General features: G+C 69.5%; 19 protein-coding genes. 8 read left to right on the top strand and 11 right to left on the bottom strand.

The annotated features are described in order from the left end of the window. Window positions 1–35: 35 nt before the first annotated feature. Together D7D52_RS34550 and D7D52_RS34545 are read right to left on the bottom strand one after the other, a co-directional pair. Window positions 36–1,739, bottom strand: a complete 1,704-nt coding sequence (locus D7D52_RS34550) for an AMP-binding protein (RefSeq protein WP_120743180.1) — start codon at window positions 1,737–1,739, stop codon at window positions 36–38. Continuing rightward, window positions 1,736–3,376 (bottom strand): AMP-binding protein, encoded by a 1,641-nt coding sequence (locus D7D52_RS34545; RefSeq protein ID WP_120743179.1) that lies wholly within the window; start codon window positions 3,374–3,376, stop codon window positions 1,736–1,738. Before D7D52_RS34545 ends, D7D52_RS34550 begins: the two co-directional genes overlap by 4 nt. Before the next feature lie 55 nt (window positions 3,377–3,431). Between D7D52_RS34545 and D7D52_RS34540 the strand changes: the two genes are divergently transcribed. Continuing rightward, the gene (locus D7D52_RS34540) at window positions 3,432–4,313 is read left to right on the top strand and encodes a helix-turn-helix transcriptional regulator (protein WP_120743178.1); all 882 of its coding nucleotides are present in this window, start codon (window positions 3,432–3,434) and stop codon (window positions 4,311–4,313) included. Window positions 4,314–4,387: 74 nt separating this feature from the next. Here D7D52_RS34540 and D7D52_RS34535 read toward each other — a convergent pair whose 3' ends face one another. Both D7D52_RS34535 and D7D52_RS34530 read right to left on the bottom strand, forming a co-directional pair. Then, window positions 4,388–4,735 (bottom strand): ribosomal subunit interface protein, encoded by a 348-nt coding sequence (locus D7D52_RS34535; RefSeq protein WP_120743177.1) that lies wholly within the window; start codon window positions 4,733–4,735, stop codon window positions 4,388–4,390. 114 nt (window positions 4,736–4,849) lie between these two features. After that, window positions 4,850–6,058 carry a UDP-N-acetylglucosamine--N-acetylmuramyl-(pentapeptide) pyrophosphoryl-undecaprenol N-acetylglucosamine transferase gene (locus D7D52_RS34530; RefSeq protein ID WP_120743176.1) on the bottom strand — a complete coding sequence of 403 codons (1,209 nt, stop codon included), beginning with the start codon at window positions 6,056–6,058 and terminating at the stop codon, window positions 4,850–4,852. Window positions 6,059–6,351: 293 nt separating this feature from the next. Here D7D52_RS34530 and D7D52_RS34525 point away from each other — a divergent pair, with 293 nt between their 5' ends. Together D7D52_RS34525 and D7D52_RS34520 are read left to right on the top strand one after the other, a co-directional pair. Further along, complete coding sequence (locus tag D7D52_RS34525) at window positions 6,352–7,212, top strand: hypothetical protein (RefSeq protein ID WP_120743175.1); 861 nt, start codon at window positions 6,352–6,354, stop codon at window positions 7,210–7,212. Further along, window positions 7,209–7,649 carry a hypothetical protein gene (locus D7D52_RS34520; protein WP_120743174.1) on the top strand — a complete coding sequence of 147 codons (441 nt, stop codon included), beginning with the start codon at window positions 7,209–7,211 and terminating at the stop codon, window positions 7,647–7,649. Before D7D52_RS34525 ends, D7D52_RS34520 begins: the two co-directional genes overlap by 4 nt. Before the next feature lie 63 nt (window positions 7,650–7,712). Here D7D52_RS34520 and D7D52_RS34515 read toward each other — a convergent pair whose 3' ends face one another. Further along, window positions 7,713–8,525 (bottom strand): SAM-dependent methyltransferase, encoded by an 813-nt coding sequence (locus D7D52_RS34515; protein ID WP_120743173.1) that lies wholly within the window; start codon window positions 8,523–8,525, stop codon window positions 7,713–7,715. Window positions 8,526–8,630: 105 nt separating this feature from the next. Here D7D52_RS34515 and D7D52_RS34510 point away from each other — a divergent pair, with 105 nt between their 5' ends. Both D7D52_RS34510 and D7D52_RS34505 read left to right on the top strand, forming a co-directional pair. Then, the gene (locus D7D52_RS34510) at window positions 8,631–9,809 is read left to right on the top strand and encodes a cytochrome P450 (RefSeq protein ID WP_120743172.1); all 1,179 of its coding nucleotides are present in this window, start codon (window positions 8,631–8,633) and stop codon (window positions 9,807–9,809) included. Between the two features lie 277 nt (window positions 9,810–10,086). Further along, window positions 10,087–11,520 carry a condensation domain-containing protein gene (locus D7D52_RS34505; RefSeq protein WP_246023515.1) on the top strand — a complete coding sequence of 478 codons (1,434 nt, stop codon included), beginning with the start codon at window positions 10,087–10,089 and terminating at the stop codon, window positions 11,518–11,520. 9 nt (window positions 11,521–11,529) lie between these two features. On the opposite strand, the gene D7D52_RS34500 is transcribed toward D7D52_RS34505, so the two are convergent. Continuing rightward, complete coding sequence (locus D7D52_RS34500; RefSeq protein WP_120743170.1) at window positions 11,530–12,336, bottom strand: class I SAM-dependent methyltransferase; 807 nt, start codon at window positions 12,334–12,336, stop codon at window positions 11,530–11,532. A gap of 114 nt (window positions 12,337–12,450) precedes the next feature. Between D7D52_RS34500 and D7D52_RS34495 the strand changes: the two genes are divergently transcribed. Further along, window positions 12,451–13,068 carry a TetR/AcrR family transcriptional regulator gene (locus D7D52_RS34495; protein ID WP_120743169.1) on the top strand — a complete coding sequence of 206 codons (618 nt, stop codon included), beginning with the start codon at window positions 12,451–12,453 and terminating at the stop codon, window positions 13,066–13,068. 18 nt (window positions 13,069–13,086) lie between these two features. Continuing rightward, window positions 13,087–13,830 (top strand): phosphatase PAP2 family protein, encoded by a 744-nt coding sequence (locus D7D52_RS34490; RefSeq protein WP_120743168.1) that lies wholly within the window; start codon window positions 13,087–13,089, stop codon window positions 13,828–13,830. Here the strand turns inward: D7D52_RS34490 and D7D52_RS34485 are convergent. The 3 genes from D7D52_RS34485 to D7D52_RS34475 form a co-directional block, all read right to left on the bottom strand. Further along, window positions 13,772–14,848, bottom strand: a complete 1,077-nt coding sequence (locus tag D7D52_RS34485) for an amidohydrolase family protein (RefSeq protein WP_246023514.1) — start codon at window positions 14,846–14,848, stop codon at window positions 13,772–13,774. The genes D7D52_RS34490 and D7D52_RS34485 overlap by 59 nt on opposite strands. Before the next feature lie 73 nt (window positions 14,849–14,921). Next, complete coding sequence (locus D7D52_RS34480; protein WP_246023513.1) at window positions 14,922–16,373, bottom strand: FtsW/RodA/SpoVE family cell cycle protein; 1,452 nt, start codon at window positions 16,371–16,373, stop codon at window positions 14,922–14,924. A 71-nt stretch (window positions 16,374–16,444) separates the two neighbouring features. Next, window positions 16,445–17,464, bottom strand: a complete 1,020-nt coding sequence (locus tag D7D52_RS34475) for a polysaccharide deacetylase family protein (RefSeq protein ID WP_246023512.1) — start codon at window positions 17,462–17,464, stop codon at window positions 16,445–16,447. A gap of 124 nt (window positions 17,465–17,588) precedes the next feature. Here D7D52_RS34475 and D7D52_RS34470 point away from each other — a divergent pair, with 124 nt between their 5' ends. Continuing rightward, on the top strand, window positions 17,589–18,920 hold the full coding sequence (locus D7D52_RS34470) for a putative glycoside hydrolase (protein ID WP_246024101.1): 1,332 nt from the start codon (window positions 17,589–17,591) through the stop codon (window positions 18,918–18,920). On the opposite strand, the gene D7D52_RS34465 is transcribed toward D7D52_RS34470, so the two are convergent. Together D7D52_RS34465 and D7D52_RS34460 are read right to left on the bottom strand one after the other, a co-directional pair. After that, window positions 18,917–21,121, bottom strand: coding sequence for a hypothetical protein (locus D7D52_RS34465; protein ID WP_120743166.1), 2,205 nt, complete (start codon window positions 21,119–21,121; stop codon window positions 18,917–18,919). The genes D7D52_RS34470 and D7D52_RS34465 overlap by 4 nt on opposite strands. Continuing rightward, on the bottom strand, window positions 21,118–22,350 hold the full coding sequence (locus D7D52_RS34460; RefSeq protein WP_120743165.1) for a hypothetical protein: 1,233 nt from the start codon (window positions 22,348–22,350) through the stop codon (window positions 21,118–21,120). Before D7D52_RS34460 ends, D7D52_RS34465 begins: the two co-directional genes overlap by 4 nt. Window position 22,351 lies beyond the last annotated feature (1 nt).

Genomic DNA, 22,351 nt, shown 5'->3' with positions numbered 1-22,351 from the left:
CCGATCGGGTCGTAGTTGGCTGGTGCGAGGTGTATTCAGGGCTTGCTGTCGTTCAGTACGTCCTCGTAGCGGTACTCGGTGGAGAGGGTTTCGCCGGCCGCGTGGGCCTGCTCCTCACGGCGGCGCAGGTCGACACGGCGGATCTTGCCGGAGATGGTCTTGGGTAGTTCGGTGAATTCCAGCCGGCGCACGCGCAGATAGGGCGCCAGGTGATCGCGAGCGTATTCCAGGATGACGCGGGCGGTTTCGCGATCCGGCTCCCATCCTGCCGCGAGCGCGACGTACGCCTTGGGTACCGCGAGGCGCGTGTCGTCCGGCTGCGGCACCACCGCCGCCTCCACCACGGCCGGATGCTCGATGAGCACGCTCTCGAGTTCGAAGGGGGAGACCTTGTAGTCGGAGGATTTGAAGACGTCGTCGGTGCGGCCGATGTAGGTGATGTAGCCGTCGGAATCGCGGGTGGCGACATCGCCGGTGTGGTAGTAGCCGCCGGCCATGACCGCGGCATTGCGGTCCGGATCGCCGAGGTAGCCGGTCATCAGATTCACCGGCGCCGCAGCGAGATCCAGGCAGATCTCGCCCTCCTCGGCGAGCTCGCCGGTGATCGGATCCACCAGCACCACCGGCACCCCCGGCGCGGGGCGGCCCATGGAGCCCGGTTTGAGCGGCTGCCCGGGTGTATTGCCGACCTGCAGGGTGGTCTCGGTCTGGCCGAAACCGTCGCGAATGGTCAAACCCCACGCCTTCTCGACCTGGGCGATGACATCCGGGTTCAATGGCTCTCCCGCGCCGAGGATTTCACGCAAGCCGGTCGGTCGCTCGCCCAGATCGGCTTGAATCAGCATGCGCCAGACCGTGGGCGGCGCACAGAACGTGTTCACCTCGGCCCGGCGCAGTTGGTCCAGCAGCGCCGCGGCGTCGAAACGCGCGTAGTTGTAGACGAATACGGTCGCCTCGGCCAGCCACGGCGCGAAGAAGCAGCTCCACGCGTGCTTGGCCCAGCCGGGCGCGCTGATGGCCAGGTGTACGTCGCCGGGCCGCACGCCGATCCAGTACATGGTGCTCAAATGACCGACCGGGTAACTGATCTGGGAGTGCTGCACCATCTTGGGCTTGCTGGTGGTGCCGGAGGTGAAATAGACCAGCAGCGGATCGCCCACCTCGGTGCCGGACCGGAACGGGCCGGTCGGTTCGACCGCTGCCGCGTCCGCGTAATCGTGCCAGCCCGGCACCGGCGCGCCCACCGCGATGCGGGTGTAGTCGCCCGCCACCTCGTCGAACTTGCCGGTATCGGCCGCGTTGGCGATGACGAAACGCGCTGCGCCGCGCTCGATCCGGTCGCGCAGGTCGGCCGCGCCCAGCGCACCGGTGGTCGGCATGATGACCGCGCCCAGTTTGGCCACCGCCAGCATGGCCTCCCACAACTCCACCTGATTGCCCAGCATGAGCATCACCCGGTCGCCCTTGCCGACGCCGAGCCCCGCCAGCCAGCCGGCCACCCGATCCGAGCGGTCGGCCATCTCGGCGAAGGAGATCCGCTGCTCGGCGCCGTCCTCCTCGACGATCCACAGCGCCGGGCGGTCGTTGTCCCGGGCGATGACGTCGAACCAGTCGGTGGCCCAGTTGAATTCGCCCGTCAGTCGCGGCCACGCGAAATCGCGCAGCGCGGCGTCGTAGTCCGTCGCGACGGAGAGCAGCCCGTCGCGGGCGGCGCGGTAGGCGTCGGTATTGCGGGTCACGCGTCCTCCTCGGTGCGGTCGAGCAGCCGCGCGCCGATCTCGCGCATCTCGACCTTGCGGATCTTGCCGGTCACCGTCATCGGGAATTCGTCGACGAGGTGCACGTAACGGGGAATCTTGTAGTGCGCGAGCTTGCCCCGGCAGTACTCGCGCAGGCTCTCGGGGGTCAAAGGCGTTGTGCCGGGGCGCATCCGGATCCAGGCCATCAGCTCCTCGCCGTACTTGGCGTCGGGCACGCCGATCACCTGGGCGTCGAGGATGTCGGGATGGGTGTAGAGGAATTCCTCGATCTCGCGCGGGTAGATGTTCTCCCCGCCGCGAATGACCATGTCCTTGATGCGTCCGGTGATGGCGATGTAGCCGTCGGCGTCCATGGTGGCCAGGTCGCCGGTGTGCATCCAGCGCGCGGAGTCTATAGCTCCAGCAGTCTGCTCCGGCTCACCCCAGTAGCCGAGCATGACCGAATAGCCACGGGTGCACAGTTCACCGGCTTCTCCACGCGGAAGGGTTACCCCACTCACCGGGTCGGCAATCTTGATTTCTATATGCGGTCCGGCGCGGCCCACGGTGGCGGTGCGCTGCACCAGCGAATCGTCGCGACGGGTCTGGGTGGAGACGGGCGAGGTTTCGGTCATGCCGTAGCAGATGCTCACCTCATGCATGCCCATTCGCTCGATGACCTGCTTCATCACCTCCACCGGGCACGGCGATCCGGCCATGATGCCGGTGCGCAGCGAGGACAGGTCGTAGCTGTCGAATTCGGGGTCGGCCAGTTCGGCGATGAACATGGTCGGCACGCCGTAGAGCGAGGTGCAGCGTTCGGCCGCGACGGCCTCCAGGGTGGCGCGTGCGTCGAAGGAGGGGGCCGGGATGACCATGGCCGCGCCGTGGCTGGTGGCGGCCAGATTGCCCATCACCATGCCGAAGCAGTGGTAGAAGGGGACCGGGATGCAGATCCGGTCCTGCTCGGTGTAGCCGCACAGCTCGCCCACGAAGTAGCCGTTGTTGAGGATATTGTGGTGGCTGAGGGTCGCGCCCTTCGGGAAACCCGTTGTGCCCGAGGTGTATTGGATATTGATCGGATCGTCGGCGGACAGGCCCGAGCCGGCCGCGGCCAGCAGATCCGGGTCGGCGGCCCGGCCGGCGGTGAACAGCTCGCGCCACCGCCCGCTGTCGAGCAGCACCACCTGCTCGAGCTCCGGGCACTCCGGCTCCACCTCGGCGATCATGGCCGCATAGTCCGACGTCTTGAAGCTCGGCGCCGCCACCAGCAGCCGAATCCCGGCCTGCCGCAGCACGTATCGCAACTCGTGTGACCGGTATGCCGGGTTGATATTGACCAGGATTGCGCCGATCTTGGCGGTCGCGTACTGGGTCAGCGTCCACTGCGGACAATTCGGCGCCCAGATGCCCACCCGGTCGCCCTTGCCGATGCCCGCCGCCAGCAGGCCCAGCGCCAGCGCGTCCACCTCGGCGGTGAACTCGCGGTAGGTCCAGCGAATGCCGGTGGTGTAGTCGACGAGGGCCTCGCGGTCGGGATGCGCGGCCGCGGTCCGATCCAGATTGGCCCCGATGGTGTCGCCCAGCAGTGGCGCATCCCAGACCCCGAACGTATAGCTCTCCGTGCTCTCGCTCACCCCAGTAGGATCTACGTCACACTCACCCCCGACCACCCCCGAAAGGGGTTAGCCGATGACCCCGGCCGCCGACGGGCTGCTGCGCCCCAGTGACAGCGACGCTTTGCGGGCCGAACTGCGCGGACTCGCCGCCCTGTCCCAGCTGCCGGTCGTCTTCGGCGGCGAGGTGCACGCGGGCACGCTGGTGCTCAGCGAGTTCGTCGGCACCCGCACCAACGGCATGCGCGGGCTGGCGGTCGCGCCTAGTTCCGGACTCGGCGGTTCGGCGGTGGCGACCGGCAAACCGCGCTCGGTGGCCGATTACCGCTCGGCCTCCACCATCACCCACCACTACGACGCCCCGGTCCTCGGCGAGGGCCTGCGCGCGGTGGTGGCGGTGCCGGTGGTGCTGCGCGGTGAGGCGCGGGCGGTGCTGTACGTGGCCAACCGCGACTCCGGGGCGATCGGCGACCGCATCGCCGACGAGATGGTGCAGGCCGCGCGGCGGCTGGCGACGGAACTGGCCATCCGCGACGAGGTGGACCGGCGGTTGCGGTTGTCGTTCGCGCGCGACGCCCTCGCTCCCGGCAACGGCGTCCTCGCGAGCGCCAATGCCGTTGTCACCGAACAGCTTCGGGATCTGCACGCCGAACTGCGCGGCATCACGCAGGCGGTGACCGATGCCACGGCGCGAGCGCGCCTGCGGGACGTGACGGACAAACTCGCGCGCCTGGTGTCGGGCGTGGCCGCACCGGACGACGCCGTCAGCCTGGCGCCCCGGGAACTGGACGTGCTCGCGCACGTCGCCCTCGGATGTACGAACATCGAAGCGGCGCAGCGGCTTTCGGTTCGACCGGAAACGGTGAAGAGCTATTTGCGAAGCGCCATGACCAAACTCGGCGCGCACAACCGCCACGAGGCGGTCGTGCGCGCACGCCGCCTCGGGCTCCTACCGTGAAAACCTAACCCCGTCTTGACATTTCAGAGGCCGGCGGGGTTTCAGGGGCTTGCCCCTGAGAGTTACGAGAGCTTTTACTCCGGCACCAGGTGCCGGATGCTCTCCCCGCCCTTGGCGTGGTGTAGCCGTCCGAACTTGCTGTCGAGCAGGTGAGCCATGCTCTCCGCGGCCCCGAGATACGCCTCCTCGGCGGTGGCGGCACGGTGGGTGACGGCGACCGGCGGCTGCCCCTTCGGGCGCGCCTCGAGCGAACACTTCTTGTCCTCGGAGCCGCCCTTGTGGCCGTTCACATCGGTGATGTGGGCTTCGACCCGGGTAAGGTGATCGGCGAATCGATCGAGAATCGAAGCGATGGAATCGGTGGCTTCCTGGGCGATCGCGCCACCGCCGACGTGCTTGTCGGCGAAGACCTGGATTTGCATGGCATCTCCAATCTCTCGGAACAGCAACCCCTCGGTAGCCGAGGACTTGCTCTCCCCTCCGACCTTACCCACTTCCACCTGAGAGTGGCATGTGTGATTCGTCCCGCGCCGCACTCACCGGGTCGCCAGATCCAGCACCGTGAGCGCGAGATCCTCGGCGGCCCGCGGGTGCCCCAGGGCCCGGGCGGCGGCGGAAACGGCTGCGCGCGTCTCGGATTCGGTGAGCAGTTCGGTCAGTGCCGTGTTCAGATTGGCCACCGTGGCGTCCGTGCCGACCAGGGCGCGGGCGGCATTGTGGTCGGCCAGGATGCGGGCATTGCGGATCTGCTCGCCGCCCACCGAATGCGGATACGGGATCAGCACCGACGGCTTGCCCAGCGTGGTGAGCTCGGCGAGAGTTCCCGCGCCGGAACGGGATACGACCACATCGGTGAGCGCCAGCAGATCCGGCAGTTCGGGCCCGATGAACTCGCGCACCAGATAGCGGCCGCGAATCTCCGCCGGCAGCGTGGCGGCGTGGTCGCGGACCTGTGCGTAGGACAGCCGCCCGCACTGGTGGACGACATTGGCCTGCCGCAGCAGTTCGGGCAGCAGTTCGATGATCAACTCGTTGATCTGCACCGCCCCCTGCGCGCCGCCGGTCACGTAGACGGTCGGCAGCCCGGGGGTGTAGCCGTCCCAGTCGAGCGCCTTGACCGCGGCCTCGGCGTCACCGCCGGTGAGGGCGGGACGAATGGGATTGCCGGTGACCAGGGCCCGGCCGCGCACCTGCGCGGGCAGCAGGTCGATGGACGCCTCGGAGCTGAGCGCGATGCGATCGGCCATGCGGGCCAGCAGCAGGTTGGCCTTGCCGACGCCGGTGGTCTGCTCGTGGATGACCAGCGGCCGACGGCGCAGCGCCGCGGCCATGCCGATCGGGGCGCACACGTAGCCGCCGGTGCACAGCACCGCGTCGGGCCGGAAGGACCGCACCACGCCCTGCGCGGCGACCACGCTGACGGGCACGCGGAAGGCATCCCGCACATTGTCCTTGTTGAGCATTTTGAGCGGATTGCGGTCGCGCCGAAGCTTTCCCGCCTTGATGCCGGTGAACTCCACGTCGTTCTCGGCCGCGACCCGCTGCTCGAGGCTGTCGGGCACGCCGGCCCACAGCACCTCGGCCGTCGCACCCGCCTCGGCGGCCAGATCGCGCAGGGCGCGCACCGCCGCCACGGCCGGGTAGGTGTGCCCGCCGGTGCCGCCGCCGGCGACGATCACCCGAACGCGGCCACGAGCACCCAGGCGCTGCAGAATCGGGGCGCGGTCGGCGACGGGGTTCGACATGGGCGATCCTCCTGATGAGGCGGGACGGATGTGGACAGGCAGCGCCCAGGTTATCTCGGGTGGGGAAGCCGCAGAATCAGACCATCGAGTACGGCTGAGGGACTTAAGTACTCGATTCGCCGGAGACCATTGCTCCAAAAACCTCGGGCTGACACGATTACCTCCGCGCGGTGATCGGGATTCGGTGTGATTCACCGTCGAAATATCAACCAGGCGTACCACTTTCGCATTCGAACGCGCAATCCGGCTGCGAAGACGTCTGTTTCGCCATGCCTATTCCCAGGAGTTCGACCATGACCACGGGAGCCCACTCCGAACCCGGGCGATCCCTGGTCGCCGAACCCTGGCGGATGCCCGCGCTGAGCGGGGGCGCCGCCCGGGAGCTGGTCGAGGAATTGGCACAGGCCGCGGTCACCACGCGTACCGGGGTATTGCGGGTGACCGGGGAACCGGGCGGGGATCTCCAGGTCGTCCACGGCCTGGTGGTCACGGTGGATTCGCCCGGCGCGCCCGGGGTGCGCGACCTGCTCGCGCGCCCCGGGCGCATCTGCACCGGAATGGCAGACCTGCGGGTGGTGGCGATGATGGCCGCGGTGGACGGCTGTTTCGCCATCACGTCGGGCTGGATCGGCGGCTGCCACTGGCAGACCCTGCCCGCCGACCGGCCCGAACGCGGGGCCGACTCCGGGGAGGAGACGCCACCGGTGCCTGGCGTCGAACCCGGATGGCTGCTGCTGGAGACCGACCGGCGGCTGTGCGCGCTCGCCCACGGGCGCGTCTCGCCGCACCGCAATCGGCTGCTGCTCACCGAGCGCGGCCGGATGGCGCTCACCGGTCCCGGCAGCGGCCGCCGGCAGGAGATCCTGCGGTGGACCGATGGCCGCCGCAGCTGCCGCGACATCTCGATCCTGTTGTCGCGCAGCCTGTATGCGGTCACCGTCGATGTGGTCCGGCTGCTCGACGACGGCTTGCTCACCCTCGCGCCGATCGTGCCCGAGACCTCCGGACCGCCCGTACCCACACCCCAGGGTCGCAACCGGCTGCCGCGCCGGCGCCGCGGCGCCAGCGGCATCAACGATCTGCTCCCGCCCTGCCCGCCCGCGCCGCGCGGCCAGCGCGCCCTGACTCCGAGAAGAACCGAGAGGACCCCATGAACACATCGAGCGGCGCCCCTGCGCCCGGGAGTATGACCGACCGGATCTCGACCCTGGTCAAGGTCCTGCGGTCGGAGGTGCCCGACTGCGTCGCCGCGGGCGCCATCGACATGGCCACCGGCATGCTGCTGGCCGTCGAGACCGTCGACAACCATCCGCAGGAGGTGCTCGATCTGCTGGCCGCGGCCACCCTGGAACTGTTCCAGGGCCGCAATGTGGTGATGATCGAGAACATTTGGAAGGAGCGGCGCGGCATCCGGCTCGACCGCCACTACTTCCAGGAGATCCTGGTCAACAGCGACAACCTCACCCACCTGTTCGTGCGCACCGAGAGCCGCGAGGACGTGGTGATCGTGGTGGTGTGCCGCAAGTCCGTCAATGTCGGGATGCTGTTCGCGCAGACCCGGCGCGTGCTCAAGGACGTCGGCCAGCTCTGACGTCCGGCGAGGGGCGGGCCGCGGGCGCGAGAGGCCCGCGGCCCGTTCGTCTGTGCCCGCGACTCAGGGGATGCGGGCCACGCCGCCGAGCATGCTGACCGCCTCCGGACGCGGATGCGGGCGATACTCCTCCGGCCGCCACAGGGTGACTGCCGTGATGCCGGGCGGCACCAGCGTCAATCCGTCGAAGAACTTGCCGAACTCGGCCCCGGTGCGCAGCCGGAACGGCACGCCGCTGCGCTGATTGGCGGCGGTCGAGCGGGCCAGGTCCTCCTCGTCGAGGTGGTCGCTGGTGGCGTGGGACATGACCAGATAGCTGCCGGGGGCCAGCGGCTCGATCAGTTCGCGAATCAGCTCGTAGGGGTGATTGTCGTCGGTCAGGAAGTGCATGACCGCGACCACCATCAACGCGACCGGCTTGCTCAGATCGAGGGTCGCCAGCAGATCGGGGTGCGTCAGAATGCGTTGCGGCGCACGCAGATCGGCGTCGAGATAGGCGGTGCGGCCTTCGGGGGAGCTGTTGAGCAGCTCGCGGGCGTGCAGCAGCACGATGGGATCGTTGTCGACGTAGACGATGCGGGATTCCGGGGCGATGCCCTGGGCGATCTCGTGCACATTGCCGGCGGTGGGCAGCCCGGTGCCGATGTCGAGGAACTGCCGGATGCCGGCCTCGGCGGTCAGATACCCGACGGCCCGGCGCAGGAAGTTGCGGTTCTCCACCGCCGACAGCTGCACCGTCGGGAACGCCTCGGCCACCGCGTCGGCCGATTCCCGATCGGCGGGGTAGTTGTCCTTACCGCCCAGCCAGTAGTCGTACCGGCGGGCCGGATGCGGTTTGCTGGTGTCGATGCGGGCGTCCGCGGACTCCGAGTTCACAACGCTCCCAATTCTTTTCGGCTACTGTCTGAACCGTCAGCTTCAGTTGCGGATCGGTAGCGGCCAGCCCCGCGCCGACTCCGCGGCATTGCCGGAAGGTTCGTCATGCAGTTGCGCTATAGCCCATACGATTTCGAGGTCCACGCCGATCCGTATCCTTACTATGCCAGGTTGCGTCGTGAGGCCCCGGTATACCGCAACGAGACCGACGACTTCTGGGCTCTCTCGCGCCACGCCGATGTGCTGGCCGCGCTGCGTGACTCCGAGCGCTTCTCCAGCCGCAACGGCCTGCGCATGGAACCGGCCTTCTGGGGACCGCAGGCCGAACAGTTCTTCTCCTTCGTCGCCATGGATCCGCCCAAGCACACCCGCCTGCGCGGACTGGTGACGCGGGCGTTCACCGCGCATCGGGTGCAGGCGCTGGGGCCGCGGCTGCGCGAGATCGCGGTCGGCCTGCTCGAACCGCTGCTGGCGCGTGGCAGTTTCGACCTGATGGCGGAGTTCGCCGGGCCGTTTCCCACCGAGGTCATCTCGGAGCTGGTCGGGGTGCCCGAGGGCGATCGCGAGATGCTGCGCAAGCTCGGCATGGAGATCATGTACACCGAGGAGGAGTCGACGGATCTGCGGCCCGAGGCCATGCAGGCCATCGGCGCGCTGGTCGGCTACTACACCGAGCTGACCATCGAGCGCGCCAAATCCCGGCAGGAGGATCTGCTCTCCGGCCTGCTCGACGCCGCCGACGGCGACGACCGGCTCACCCCCGAGGAGATCGTCGGCGTCCTGATCCTGCTCATCGGCGCGGGTATCGAGACCAGCATGCTGACCTTCGGCAATGCCTGGCACGCCGCCTGGGCGCACCCCGACCAGCGCCGGGCCGCCCTCGACGGCCGCGTCGACGACTGGATCGCGGAGGCCATGCGCTGGGATCCGGCCACCCAGGCCAACCTGCGCACCACCACCGCGCCGATCGAACTGCACGGTGTCGAGATCCCCGCCGACGCCCGCATCCTGCTGCTCACCGGCGCGGCCAATCGCGATCCGGAGGTGTTCGCCGATCCGGACACCTTCGATCTGGACCGTGACACCGCCGCGTCCCTGGTCTTCGGCAGTGGCCGCCACCACTGCCTGGGCTCGAATCTGGCGCTGCTGGAACTGCGTACGGCGCTGGGGGAGATCGCGGCCCGGGTCGCCGATTTCGATATCGACATCACGGCGGCCACGCGCATTCACGCCTCCAACAACCGCGGTTTCGCGAGCCTGCCGACCACGGTCACCCTGCGCTAGCTCGGGAGACCTTTGCGTCAGCGACCTCTCTGAGACATCCGAACGCCCCCGCTTTCATGGGCTTTCCCGCGGGCCGAGAATCTGAGTGACTCGCGTCTCACTTCTCGGTCGGCGGAATTGCCATGCCGTTGCTACCGTGTGCTCGATTGCCGTTCCGTACAGCTGCCGGGCTTGCGGGCGGCGGTGTGAGATCGTTCGAAAAGCTGAGAGGGCGGCGTCGATGGTCGGGCCGATTGCTGTCTGGACAGGACCGCTGGAGCGCCGGAAGTCCGCTGACATGGCGGAATTTCTGCGTGTCGTGGAGGAACCCGCGCCGCTGCGGCGCATGCCGCGGCCACCCCGGGTGCCGCTGGCGCCCGCGCAGGAGCGCATGTGGCAGGCGGCCGCCGCCGGACAGTCCGCTGACTGGAATGTTGCTCGGGCGTTTCGAATTCGTGGCGCGGTGGTGAATACCACCGCGCTGCGGTCGGCCATCGACGATGTGGTGCGCCGCCACGTGCCGCTGCGCACCTGCTATCCGGCGACCGCGGACGGTCCGATCCAGCTGGTGCTCGACGCCGATGTGGCGCGCGTGGACGTGCGGGTGGTCGACAGCTTCGCGGGTGAGCTGACTGAGCGGATCGCCGAATTCGCCGGCCGCGCCTTCGATCTCGGCGCCGAACTGCCCATCCGGGCCCGCATCTACCGGCTCGGCAGCCGGGATGTGGTGCTGGCGTTGGTGGTTCATCACATCTCGCTGGACGGCCAGTCCCTCGGTCCGCTGCTGCGCGATCTCGTCACCGCCTATCTGGCCCGGGGCGCGGGGCGCCCGCCCGCCTTCGCGCCGCTGCCGGTCGACTACATCGACTACACGCTGTGGAAGCACGAGTATCTGGGCGCGTTCGACGATCCGGGCAGCCGGGCCAGCACGCAGCTGCGCTACTGGGCCAACAATCTCGTCGGCCGCCCGACGCCCCTCGAATTGCCTTACGACAGGCCGCCTTCCGCGGATTCGGAGGCCGCGGGCGACAGTATCCAGCTGCGCTTCGACGCCGAACTGCACCGGGCGCTGCTGACCCGCGCCCGCCAGGCCGGCGCCAGCCTGTTCATGCTGTTGCAGACCGCCTTCGCGCTCAGCGTCGCCGGTTTCGCCAAATCCCCGGACGTGACCGTCGCGACCGCGGTGTCCGGCCGCGACGACCCGCAGCTCGCGGATCTGGTCGGCAATCTCGCCGATGACGTGCTGCTGCGCATCCGCCTCGACCGCGCCACCGATCTGAGCGATCTCATCGAGCAGGTCCGCCGCGTCGCGCTGGCCGCCTTCGCGCACCCCGACACCTCGAATCCCCGGCTGCTGCGCAGTCTTCCGCAGGATCCGGCCCACCCGCTGTTCCAGGCCACCCTGATCCTGCAGCGCCACGACGCGTCCCCGCCCGCCGCCGCGCCCACCGGCATGTCCATCACCGATTTCCCGACGGGCGTGGTGCGCGCCAAACACGATCTGGAGTTCGGCCTCACCGAGAGCTACGACCACACCGGCGCGCCCACCGGCATCGCCGGTCCCTTCCTGTACCCGGTCGCCCGTTTCGATCGCGCGACCGCGCTGCGTTTCGTCGAAACCTTCACCGCCATGGTCGAACTGGTCGCCTCCGGCTACGCGGGCCCGATCGCCTCGATCCTGCAACCGGATCAGCATCGCCGTCGGTCCCGGCGCGCGCACCGCGCACGCTGAACCGCGCGTCTAAGCCTTCCGGGCGAGACCGCGAATCGCCCGCAGGCTGCCATCGGACAAACCCGCCGTGAGGTGGCGCACCTTCTCGGCGAAATCGGCGACGAAGACCTGCAGCCCAACCGGATTCGGCGGTGCGGCCGCGACCATCCGCATGACCTGGGCCGCCTGATCGGTGAGGTCGTCCCACGTCTCGAGCGTGAATCCCGCGCGCTCGATCGCGCCGCGCAACTCCGCGACGGTCGCCAGGTGACTCTGCGGCGCCTCGTCGGCCCACGGTAGTGGGTACTCGGGCGCACCCTCCCCCGCCGCGATGTCCCACAGCGCGAGCCGGCCGCCGCCGTCGAGCACCCGGTACGCCTCCCGATACAGCGCGTCCTTGTCGGCGATGTTCATCTGCACGTGCTGGCTGAACACCACATCGAAAACCGCGTCGCCGAAAGGCAATTCGGTGACGTCCCCCTGCCGCACCACGATCGACCCGTCCAGCCCGACCAGCTGATTCAGCCACCGCGAGGTGTCGCAGTAGTCCGCGGTCAGATCCACCGCCGTCACCCGGCAGCCGTAGCCGTCGGCGACGAAGCGCGCGGTCCCGCCGATTCCGCTGCCGGCGTCCAGCACCCGGCTGGCCGATGTCAGCCCGGCCGACTCCACCAGCGCGGCCGTGGCGATGCGGCCCATGGTGTGAAAGTCCTCCACCAGGCTCAAATCCGCGAGCCGCAGCGCGCCGAGATCCCGTCCGGCAGCCAGCAGCGCCTGTTCGATATCGAGCCGGGAGTTGCCCGACGAATACGGGGACAGCGTCGAAAGGTCGTTCATGTCAGCGCTTTTCGTTCGAGGACCAGGCCGCGACCGGTAAGTAACCACTGGTCACATATTCGAGTATCCGCACCCATGTGACCGCCGTCAACATTCTCGTGCGATTCTGTCCGAATGAGCCCCGCCGACAGCGCGCCGGACCGCCGCACCTCCTACCATCACGGCGCGCTGCGCACGGCCCTGATCGACGCGGGCATCGCGCTGGCGAGCGAGGGCGGTCCCGACCGAGTCGTCCTGCGCGAGGCCGCCCGCGCCGCCGGAGTCTCGCACTCGGCCGCCTACCGCCACTTCGCCGATCGGGAGGCGCTGCTGGCCGAGGTCTCCCGCCACGCCCGCGCCGAACTCGCCGCCGAGATGCGGCGGCGTCTTTCCCGAGTCCGCGACCCGCGCGCCCGCCTGCACGCGGTCGGCACCTCCTACATCGACTTCGCGCTGACCCGAACCGGCCTGTTCCGCACCGCCTTCGGCGCGGCCGCCGCGCCCGGCGACGGCGCCGCCGACGACCCGCACCGCATTCTCGGACAGGTGCTCGACGAAGCCCTGGCGGCCGGTCTCCTGGACCCCGAAGTCCGGCCCGGCGCCGAAACCGCGGCCTGGTCCGCGGTCCACGGCCTGTCCACCCTGCTGCTCAGCGGCGCCCTGCCGACCACCCGCCCGGACATCGACGCCGCCGTCTCGCAGGTGCTGGGCTTGATCAACCGCGGCCTGCTCTCAACGTTCTCTCAGCGATGACATGGCAACCTCGATGGCATGCTGTCCTCACCACCCGAAACGAAGGAAGTGACCACGACTACCGGTACCGCGGGCTCTGGCTATCGCACGCTCGTCGGCGTGCTCGTCGTGCTGGCCTTGACGGCCGGGATTCTGGTCTTGACGTGTGTGGTGATTTGGTACAACGGGCCGGCGGGGCCGGATTCGGCCTGGCTGCAATGGTTCATCGACCATCGCAGCCCGGGGCTGACCACCACGGCGAAGGCGGTCAGCATCGCGGGCGACACCACGTCGGTGGCCATCTATTCGACGCTGGCGTGCGTGCTGCTGGCGTGGCGCCGGTATTGGGAGCGCGCGGTGCTGGTCGCGGTGACCGCGCTCGGGGCGGGGCTGCTGGTGTTCTTCGGCAAACTACTGGTCGCCCGCGACCGGCCGCCGGTGATCGACCATCTGGTCACCGAGACGAACTACTCCTACCCCTCCGGTCACGCCCTGGGTTCGACCGTGGTGGTGGGCATTCTGGTGGCGGTCGCGCTGCCGGTCCTGCGGCATCGGATCACCCGCGTTCTCACGGTGGTCGTCGCCGTCGTGTTCGTGGTGGCGGTCGGCCTGTCGCGCCTGTATCTCGGCGTCCACTGGCCGACCGACATCCTGGCGGGCTGGCTCATCGGCCTGTGCTGGCTGTCGATCTGCCTGACCGCGCGGCCCGCCGTGGCCGTGGAGGTCAGGAAGCGACTGGCAGCCCGGCGGAGTACACCTGACGAATCGACCGAGTCGCGGTGATGTCGGCCAGCGGGTCGGCCTCGAGCAGCACGAGGTCGGCGCGCAGGCCCGGGGCGATGCTGCCGCGATCGGTGAGCCGGAAGTGCCGGGCCGGCAGCGCGGTTGCCGCGTTCAGCGCGTCCACGGGCGACAGGCCCGCGCGAACCAGGAGCTCCAGCTCGTAGTGCAGGCTCTCGCCGAAGGCCGGATTGACCGGAACGCCGGGGGAGGCGTTGGCGTCCGTGCCCGCGAGCACGGGGACCCCGGCGGCATGCAGCGCGCCGACGTTCGCGAGGGCCGCCCCGAAGGCGTCCGCGAAGCCGTTGGCCGCCGCCATGCCCTCCATCATGGTCAAGGTCGGCACGACGACGCGGCCCTCGCCGGCGATGCGGTCGATATCGTGCGCGGGCAGCGGGAACCCCACCGGCACATGGGTGATGATGTCCACGCCCGCGTCCAGGGCCATGGCGTACGCGCCCGGGCTGGCGGCATGCGCCACGACGAGTAGATCGCGCGCGTGCGCCTCGGCGACAACGGCTTTGGCGCTGGCGGCATCGGGACCGCCCTCACCGGGCGCCTCCAGCACCAGCTTGATGTAATCCGAACCGGTCGAAAGCCGCTGTGCCACCATCGCTTCGGCCTGCTCGGCGCCGTGGATGATGGCCGGTTCGCCCAGGAACTTGCCGTGCATGCCCTCCGCGCCGACGATGCCCAGGCCCGCGCTGCGGACGTCGGTGGTGCCGACGGTGTGGCGCAGCCCGGCCACGATGGCCGGATCACAGGTCATGTCGAGTGCGGTGGTGACGCCGAAAGGCGTGAAGCGAGCGGGTGATTCGGTATCGGCGATGTGCACGTGGGCGTCGATGAAGCCGGGCAGCAGGATCGCGCCGCCGGTGTCGATCCGTTCGGCGCCGCTGTCGTCGGCGCCGATGAGCGTGCCGTCGATGACGACCGTGGTCGGTGCGGTGAGGGCGTTGCCGTCGAAGACTCGGACATTGTCGAGCGCGGTCCGGCGGGCCGCAGTGTTCGAAGTGGTCACCCCGAACAGCATCCTCCGATTTCGTGAGCGGTGACAACGCAACGGGATTCGTACGCCGCATTCGCCGAGTTCGTCACCGCCGGCGTGGCAGCAGCCGCCGCGACACATGCTCGGTCATGGCCTCGGCGATCGGCGGCACCGCCGGGGTGGGCCGGGTCGGCGGCGGCGGCGCCGAGCGGGCGTCGGCGGAGATGCGGATGAGCAGCGCCAGAATGATGTAGTTGGCCAGCAGCGAGGACCCGCCGTAGGACATGAACGGCGTGGTGAGGCCGGTCAGCGGAATCAGTTTGGTGACACCCCCGACCACCACGAACAGCTGCCAGCCGATCGAGAACGCCAGCCCGCCGCCCAGCAGCTTGCCGAAGGCGTCGCGGGTGGTGAGCGCGGCGCTGAACCCGCGCACGCACAGGATCAAAAACAGCGCCAGCGTGGCGGCCAGCCCGATCAGCCCCAGTTCCTCGCCGATGGTGGAGATGATGAAGTCGGTCTTGGCGAACGGCACGTCCTGCGGCCGCCCGCTGCCCAGCCCGGTCCCGGCCAGCCCGCCGGTGCCCATGCCGAACAGGCCCTGCGAGATCTGGTATCCGGTCGTGTAATACGTGGCGAACGGGTCCCGCCACACCTGCACGCGCACTCGCACGTGCCCGAACAGCTGGTAGGCGATGATCGCGCCCACCGAGAACATGGCCAGCCCGATCAGCAGCCACGACGCCCGCCCGGTGGCGATGTACATCATGGCCAGCACGGTGCCGAAGATCAGCAGCGAGAAGCCCAGATTCTTCTCGTAGACCAGCACGATCACCGCGACGAAGGTCACCAGCAGCAGCGGCGCCAGATCCCGCAGTCGCGGGAAGGTCATGCCCAGGAATCGTTTCCCGGCGATGGTGAACAGCTCCCGGTTGGCGACCAGGAAGGCGGCCACGAAGATGATCAGCAGCACCTTGGCGAACTCGCCGGGCTGGATGGAGAATCCGCTCAGCAGAATCCAGCTCTTGCCGCCGTTGACCTCGCTGAACCGCGACGGCAGCAGGGCAGGGATGAGCAGCGCCACCACCCCGGCCAGTCCGCAGGTGTAGCCGTAGCGCGCCGGTTTGGTGTGATCGGGCACGAACACCAGCACCAGCACGAACAGCAGCATGCCCAGCCCGGTCCAGATCAGCTGATGCGCCGCGTCGGAGGACGGAATGGCCTTGCCGGCGTTCTTGGCGGTGGTGGCCTCGGCGCGGTCGAGCCGGTCGATGAGCACCAGCCCGATGCCGTTGAGCAGCACCACGCACGGCAGCAGCACCGGATCCGCGGCCGCGGCCCAGCGGCGCACCGCCAGATGCGAGGCCAGCACGAAGACCGCGAAAACGGCCAGGGCGCGGACGCTCTCGCCGTCGAAACCGTTGCCGGTGGCCGAGGTCATGGCCAGATACGCGAAGGTGGTCAGGGCCAGCGCGGCCCCGCACAGCAGTAGCTCGGCATTGCGCGGGACGCGCCCTCTCGACCTGGCCGGGGGAGGGCTGTGCCGAAATGCGCTCACACCGAACCCTATCGCGTCCGGCAGCGGATGAGGAGTCCAACCGGAGGCCGACGGGGTGAACGGCGCATCGCTCAGTACGGCTGCGCGGCGCTCGACCAGCGCGCGGCGACCTGTTCGGTTCCGCCGCGCGGGAAGGACACGTGGTCCGGGTCGCCGTCGGAGGTGTAGCGGGCGGCCGGATGGGCGGCCAGCCAGTCCAGCCAGTAGGTGGAGTCGAAAGGCACTGCACCGCGACCGGATCGGATGCGCGGCAGCGCGGCCGGATCCAGGTCGGCGGCGACGGGGGAGGGCGCGGGGTTCGCGCCGACCAGCAGCACGGCCTCGAAGGTGTAGGGGGTGCCGTCCCAGGCGCCGGCGGTGGCCAGGGCGCGGTCGGACGGGTAGACGCCCAGCGGCAGCGCCATCGAGTGCACCGTGGTACCCGGCAGTGCGGCGCCGATGGCGCGCAGGTTCTGCACGAATTCGCGTTGCACGCCGGTCGCGTCTAGATGGCCCAGATTGGGGTGGGTGGCCGTGTGCGCCCCGATGTCGTAGCCGTGGTGGGCCAGCCACGGCAGCGCGCGGGCGTCGTCGCCGAAGGGATCGTTGTTGATGTAGAACGTGGCGGTGGCGGCGAAATCCGGGTGGCGCGTGTGGAATTGCTCGAGCAGCCCGACCGCGCAGTCGGGGGCGGGGTCGCCGGCGTCGGTGAGGGTGAGCTGGGTGCGGGTGGAGTCGTCGAAGGTGAGGACCACCGGATGCGTGCCCGCCGGCAGGTCGATGCGGCCCGTCAGATACTGGGCGAGGGTGATCGGGCGGTAGCCCTCGGTGTACAGCCGGTCCAGTTCGGCGGTGAATTTCGTTGGCGTCTGGTCGTATTCGCCGCTGGGTTCGGCTTCGATGCGGTGATACATGAGGATCGGGATCTGCCCGAGCTCGTTGGCGGCGACCGCGGCCGGGTCCGGCGGGCGCGGCGCCGGAGCGGCGGCGCTGGTGGACGATGGCGGCGCGGTGGCGGTCGTGGCCCCGCACGCGGCGCTCGCGCACAGCAATGCCGCGGCTAGCGTGCGCAGCATCGTGGTGAACAGCGGGGGCACCGGGGACGCCTTCATCGCCGCAACGCTACGCTGCGACAACGGTTTTGAGATGATCTCGGCGAAATCCGGCCGCCACGAACGCCCAGGGGCGATAGTGATGCGGAACAGGCGTCTGTGGAAGTTGGTGTGTACGTTGCTCATGCGACTCCGGGCCATCCGCCGTCGGCGGTCCGCCCTGCTCGCCGTCGGTGCGGTGCTCATCCTGATGCTCGCCACGGTGTTGTTCGTCTTCGGCCGCGGCCGCCCGTCGGCCGCCACCGCCGAGGCCCGGCCGCCCCAGCTCGAGGTGGCGCCGGTCGCGGCCGCGACCTCCTACCACGATCCGGTCATGGTGCGCGGCACCGCGATCGGCGCGACCACGGTGTCGGTTGGCGACCGCTCGGCGCCGGTCGCCGCCAACGGCACCTTCGAACTGGCCCTGCCGCACGGGCCCCTCGACACCACCCTCGTGGCGACCTCCAAGGCGGGCGTCCAGGCCACCGCGCCGTTGAAAGCGGGCGTCACCCTGCCGCGCATTCGCGCCGTGCACGTCACCGCCTACGCCTGGGCCTACGACCCCATGCGCGAGGCCGTGCTCGACCTCGCCCGCACCGGGCGCATCGACACCGTCCAGCTCGACATCAAGGACGAGGACGGCATGGTCGGCTACGACTCGCAGGTGGCGCTGGCCCGCGAATCCGGCGCTGCCACCGCCATTTACGACGCGCCCGCCGCCTTGAAGCAGCTGCACGACATGGGGGTTCGGGTAGTGGGCCGCCTCGTCGCCTTCCGCGACCCCACGCTCGCGGCGTGGGCCTGGCACAACGGGCACCCCGACTGGGTGATTCAGAATCCGGGCGGTCAGCCGTATTCCAGCGGCTACGGCGCGATCGCCTTCACCAATTTCGCCAGTCCCGAAATCCGTTCCTACAACCGCGATCTCGCGGTGGAGGCGGGACATCTCGGTTTCGACGGCGTCATGTACGACTACATTCGCCGGCCCGACGGCAACCTGGCGGTCATGCGGTTCCCGGGCCTGAGCGAATCCCCGTCCGATTCGGTGGCGAACTTCCTGCGCGATATCGAGGCCCCGATCCACGAGGCCGGGGCGGCGCTCGGCGCGGCCGTGTTCGGCATCGCCGCCACCCGCCCGGACGAGATCGCCCAGGACATCCCGTCGATGGCCCGCTACGTCGACTTCCTCGCGCCCATGCTGTATCCGTCGCACTGGCACGCGGGGGAGTACGACGTGGCCAATCCGAACTCCCAGCCCTACGACATCATCTTCCGGTCGCTGCAGGACTTCCGGTCCCGCACCGAAGGCACAGCGGCCCAGGTCATTCCGTGGCTGCAGGACTTCAGCCTCGGGGTGTCCTACGGGGACGCGGAGGTGCGCGCGCAGATCGACGCCACCTACGCGGCGGGCGACAACGGCTTCTTCCTGTGGAGTCCCACTGTCAGCTACCACGGGGGCGCGCTGACGCCGAGTTAGCGCCAGAACTGCCAGCCGCGGCGGGTTTCCGGCTCGCGGGCGGCCCACGGTCGCGCCGCGGCGGCGTCGAGGGCGAGCAGGGCGGCGATGGCCGGCGGGAGGTCCAGCCGGGTGCGCACCCACGGCCAGCCGCCGGCGAGCGTGTCGGCCAGCTCGGCCGGCTCGAGGTCGAGTGCGGCCAGCGCGGGCAGCAGGGTCGCCGGGGTCATGTCCCACTGGCGGGCGCAGGCGGTCACCAGGCCGGGCAGCTGCTCCGGTGACACGACGGCGAGGACGCGTTGCAGGACCGCCGCGCCGTCGGGCGATTTCGTGCGGGAAACCAGTCGGGTCACCACGTACTCGAGATCGGAATGCAGTGCGGCGGAAAGGGTCTCGCGCGCCTCGTCGACGTCGATAGGCTCGTCGGGTGATCGCAGCAGCGCCGACAGGTCGGTCGTCGACCAGTCCCGGCCGTTGCGGCGGCCGAAACCCTTGCGGGACAGCCGACCGCGAGGGATCTCGTCCGTCACCGAGTCATCGGCGTCCAGGACCACCAGCGCCTCGATCGGCTCCGGCAATCCGAGCGATCGGCGCAGCTCGCGCCAGGCCGGGGTCAGGGCCGCGACCAGCTCCGCCGGGTCGGAGCGCGAGAGCGTGAGCGCCTTCATCAGATCGCGCGCGTCCAGCGCCGGATAGCGCACGCATTCGGCGATGAGGGCGGACAGCCGGTCGGGCGGCGCGCAGGTCAGGATTTGTTCCAGCGCATAGCGATCCCGGCCGTCGCAGGCCACGTCCACCGCGACCTGGGCGACGATGCCGAGGTTGGCGTACATGGCGGTGCGCAGCAGGTGGCTGCTGCCGGTGGGGACGCCGTGATCGTCCACCTCGACCCGCAACGCCCGGTGCACCAGCGCGCGGTCTCGCGCGCCGATCGCGTGTTCGCGCAGGGCCCGATGCCGGCTCAGGTATCCGGCGACGACCTGGCGGCGCTTGGGGCTGCCGGTGATCCAGTCGGTGTGCACGCTCGGCCACACCACCGCCGCGTCGGCGGCCGTGAGCTGTCCGTGCCCCGATTCGAGCCGGCGGCGGGCCGCGGTCACGAGCGCTTCGGTGAGATCCACGCCGAGCTGGCGGGCCACCTCGAGCAGGCGGGTGCGATCGCGGGTGTCGTTCATGACGCGATCGATGAGCACCTTCTCGAATGTCTCCCGGACACCGGGCCGTAGTTCGAGACCTGCCAGAGACCGTGCCACGCTGGGGTTTCCGATCGCGAGCCGGACCGCTCGGGCGGCCACGGCCGGGTCCTGGAACCAGTCGGCGTTCAACTCCGGATCGCCGATCACCTCGGCCAGATGATCGTCGTCCAGCTCGTCCGGGCCCAGCGCGCGCAGGTGCCGACGGTAGCACCATATGCCGATTTCCTGTGCGGTGCCGAGGGATTCGGGCAATGTCGCGCCGGCCTGCCGGTGGCCGACGATCTGTCGGCCCAGCTGCACGAACGGGTCGGATTCGTCGCCGCGATCGCCGGGGGTGACGATGCGGCGCTCGCCGGTCGGCGCGTCCTTGCTGTCGCGGGTCACCGTGACGATCGCGCAGTCCGCGCTGGGTGTGGCGGTGGTGCAGAAGGTCAAGGCCCGCAGCGTGTTCCGGGGCAGGATGCCGTAGAGCGCCCGCAGCATGGCCAGCGCGTCCGTGCCGTGCTCGACCCGCAGCTGCACGCCCGGACCGCGCCCGGCCAGATGCGCGAGCGTGTAGCCGAGCAGGGCGGGCAACCAGTCCAGATCCAGGTACGCGTCGGCGGCCGCGGCGAGAGAAGCGTTGTGCCCGAACGAGTCCGGCACCGCGTCCCATCGATCCGTCGGGTATCCGGGATCCTCGACCGAGGTGCGGAACAGCCCGGAATCGTAGAGGCTCAATGCCGTTGCGCCATCCAGCGTTCCACGCTCTCCGGCCACCAGATGCGCCACACACGTGCCCGGTCGCGCGTTCGAGGGCGTCTTCAGCACCGCCACCGCCAGCCCCCGCGTCAGCGTGAACTCCAGCGCCAGCGCGTCGGCCGCGGCAGGTGCGCCCTCCCAGCTCACCAGCGATCCGAGTTCGCGGGTGGTGGAACCCAGTGCGGGGGGCCAGTTTCCGGAACGCGCGACCACGCCGACACCCGTTCCCGAGGACTCCAGATTCACCATGGCCCAGCCGCACAGCAGTTGGGCGAACGTCGTCATCGGTCGGCCCGGCGCTGCTCGATGAGGTCGAGCATATGGATCACCGGATCGACGGCCGCGAAGGGCTTGAACACCGGATAGGTATTGTCGGCGCGCTTACCGCAGCCGACGGCCGACACCGGGAAGTAGCGGTTGTGCGGGAAATGAATGGACAGGGTCGAGTCGACCGCCGGAAACAGTTTGCGCACCAGCGATCTCGTGGCGTCGGAGCGATAGTTGATCTGGCCCGGCTGATACAGGTTGCCCGCGCCGTTGAGGCTGTAGGGGCTCTCGGCCCAGTCCGGCGGCGGCGCGACCACGCCGACCTCGGGCAGGTTGATCAGCGACAGCAGATCGGATTTCGCCACGATGGTGGAGACGTGCAGGCGCGGCGGTTCGATCGGCAACTCCAGCGGATAGCTGTTGGCGCTGCGCCACAGCTTGGCGATCTGATCGATCATCATCTTGGTGCGGCCCACCGTCTGCGAATGCTCGACGGCATTGTCGAGGCTGTCCTGATTGGCCGGGCCCGCGTGCTCGCGCATCATGGCCAGATACTGCTTGTTCAGGGTCGAGGGCACCACGAACCAGATGAAATCCGCCACCGCGAGATGCGGGCTGACCTTGGCGGCGATCTCGGCGTCGGCGACATCCTCGCCCGCCACGTCCACGAACGCCAGGTTCACGGTGCGGCGGGTGGACAGCGAGGTGAACTTGATCAGGATCGGGGTGCGCACCTGCCAGCCGGCCCAGGCATGCGCCGGGGGCGCCGGGGCCTGCTGCGCCACCGGAGGTCCCGGCGGCCGCGGCGGGCGCGGCGCGCCGACCGGCCCGATCCCGTTCTCCGGCCGGGGCGCGCCCAGATAACCGCGCTTCTGCGTGTACCCGATGGCCTGCCGGTTGATCAGCGTGTTCTCCAGGGCGGCAAGCATTTTGGTGGAGCGCCGGGACGGGACGATCGACCATTCGCGGGCCAGCACCGGATCGTTCATGACCGAATAGATCATGGACACGATGAGATGCGTTTTGGAGGAGGCGGATTCGCCGACGAAACCGATCACCGTGGTCGGATGATCGAGGATCTCCTCGTCGATCTCGCAGCCGTTGGGGCAGCGTCGTTCCAGCCGCCGCGAATAGTCGGCGACGCGGGTGGCGAAGGCGCCGTTGGGCTGGCGCAGCACCCAGATCCAGGAGCGGCGCGAGGAGTCGAATTTGAACTCGGCCAGGCAGTTCAGGCAGACGATGCGCATG

Source organism: Nocardia yunnanensis (assembly GCF_003626895.1).
GTDB classification, from domain to species: domain Bacteria; phylum Actinomycetota; class Actinomycetes; order Mycobacteriales; family Mycobacteriaceae; genus Nocardia; species Nocardia yunnanensis.
This window is presented reverse-complemented; position numbering and strand designations above follow the sequence as displayed.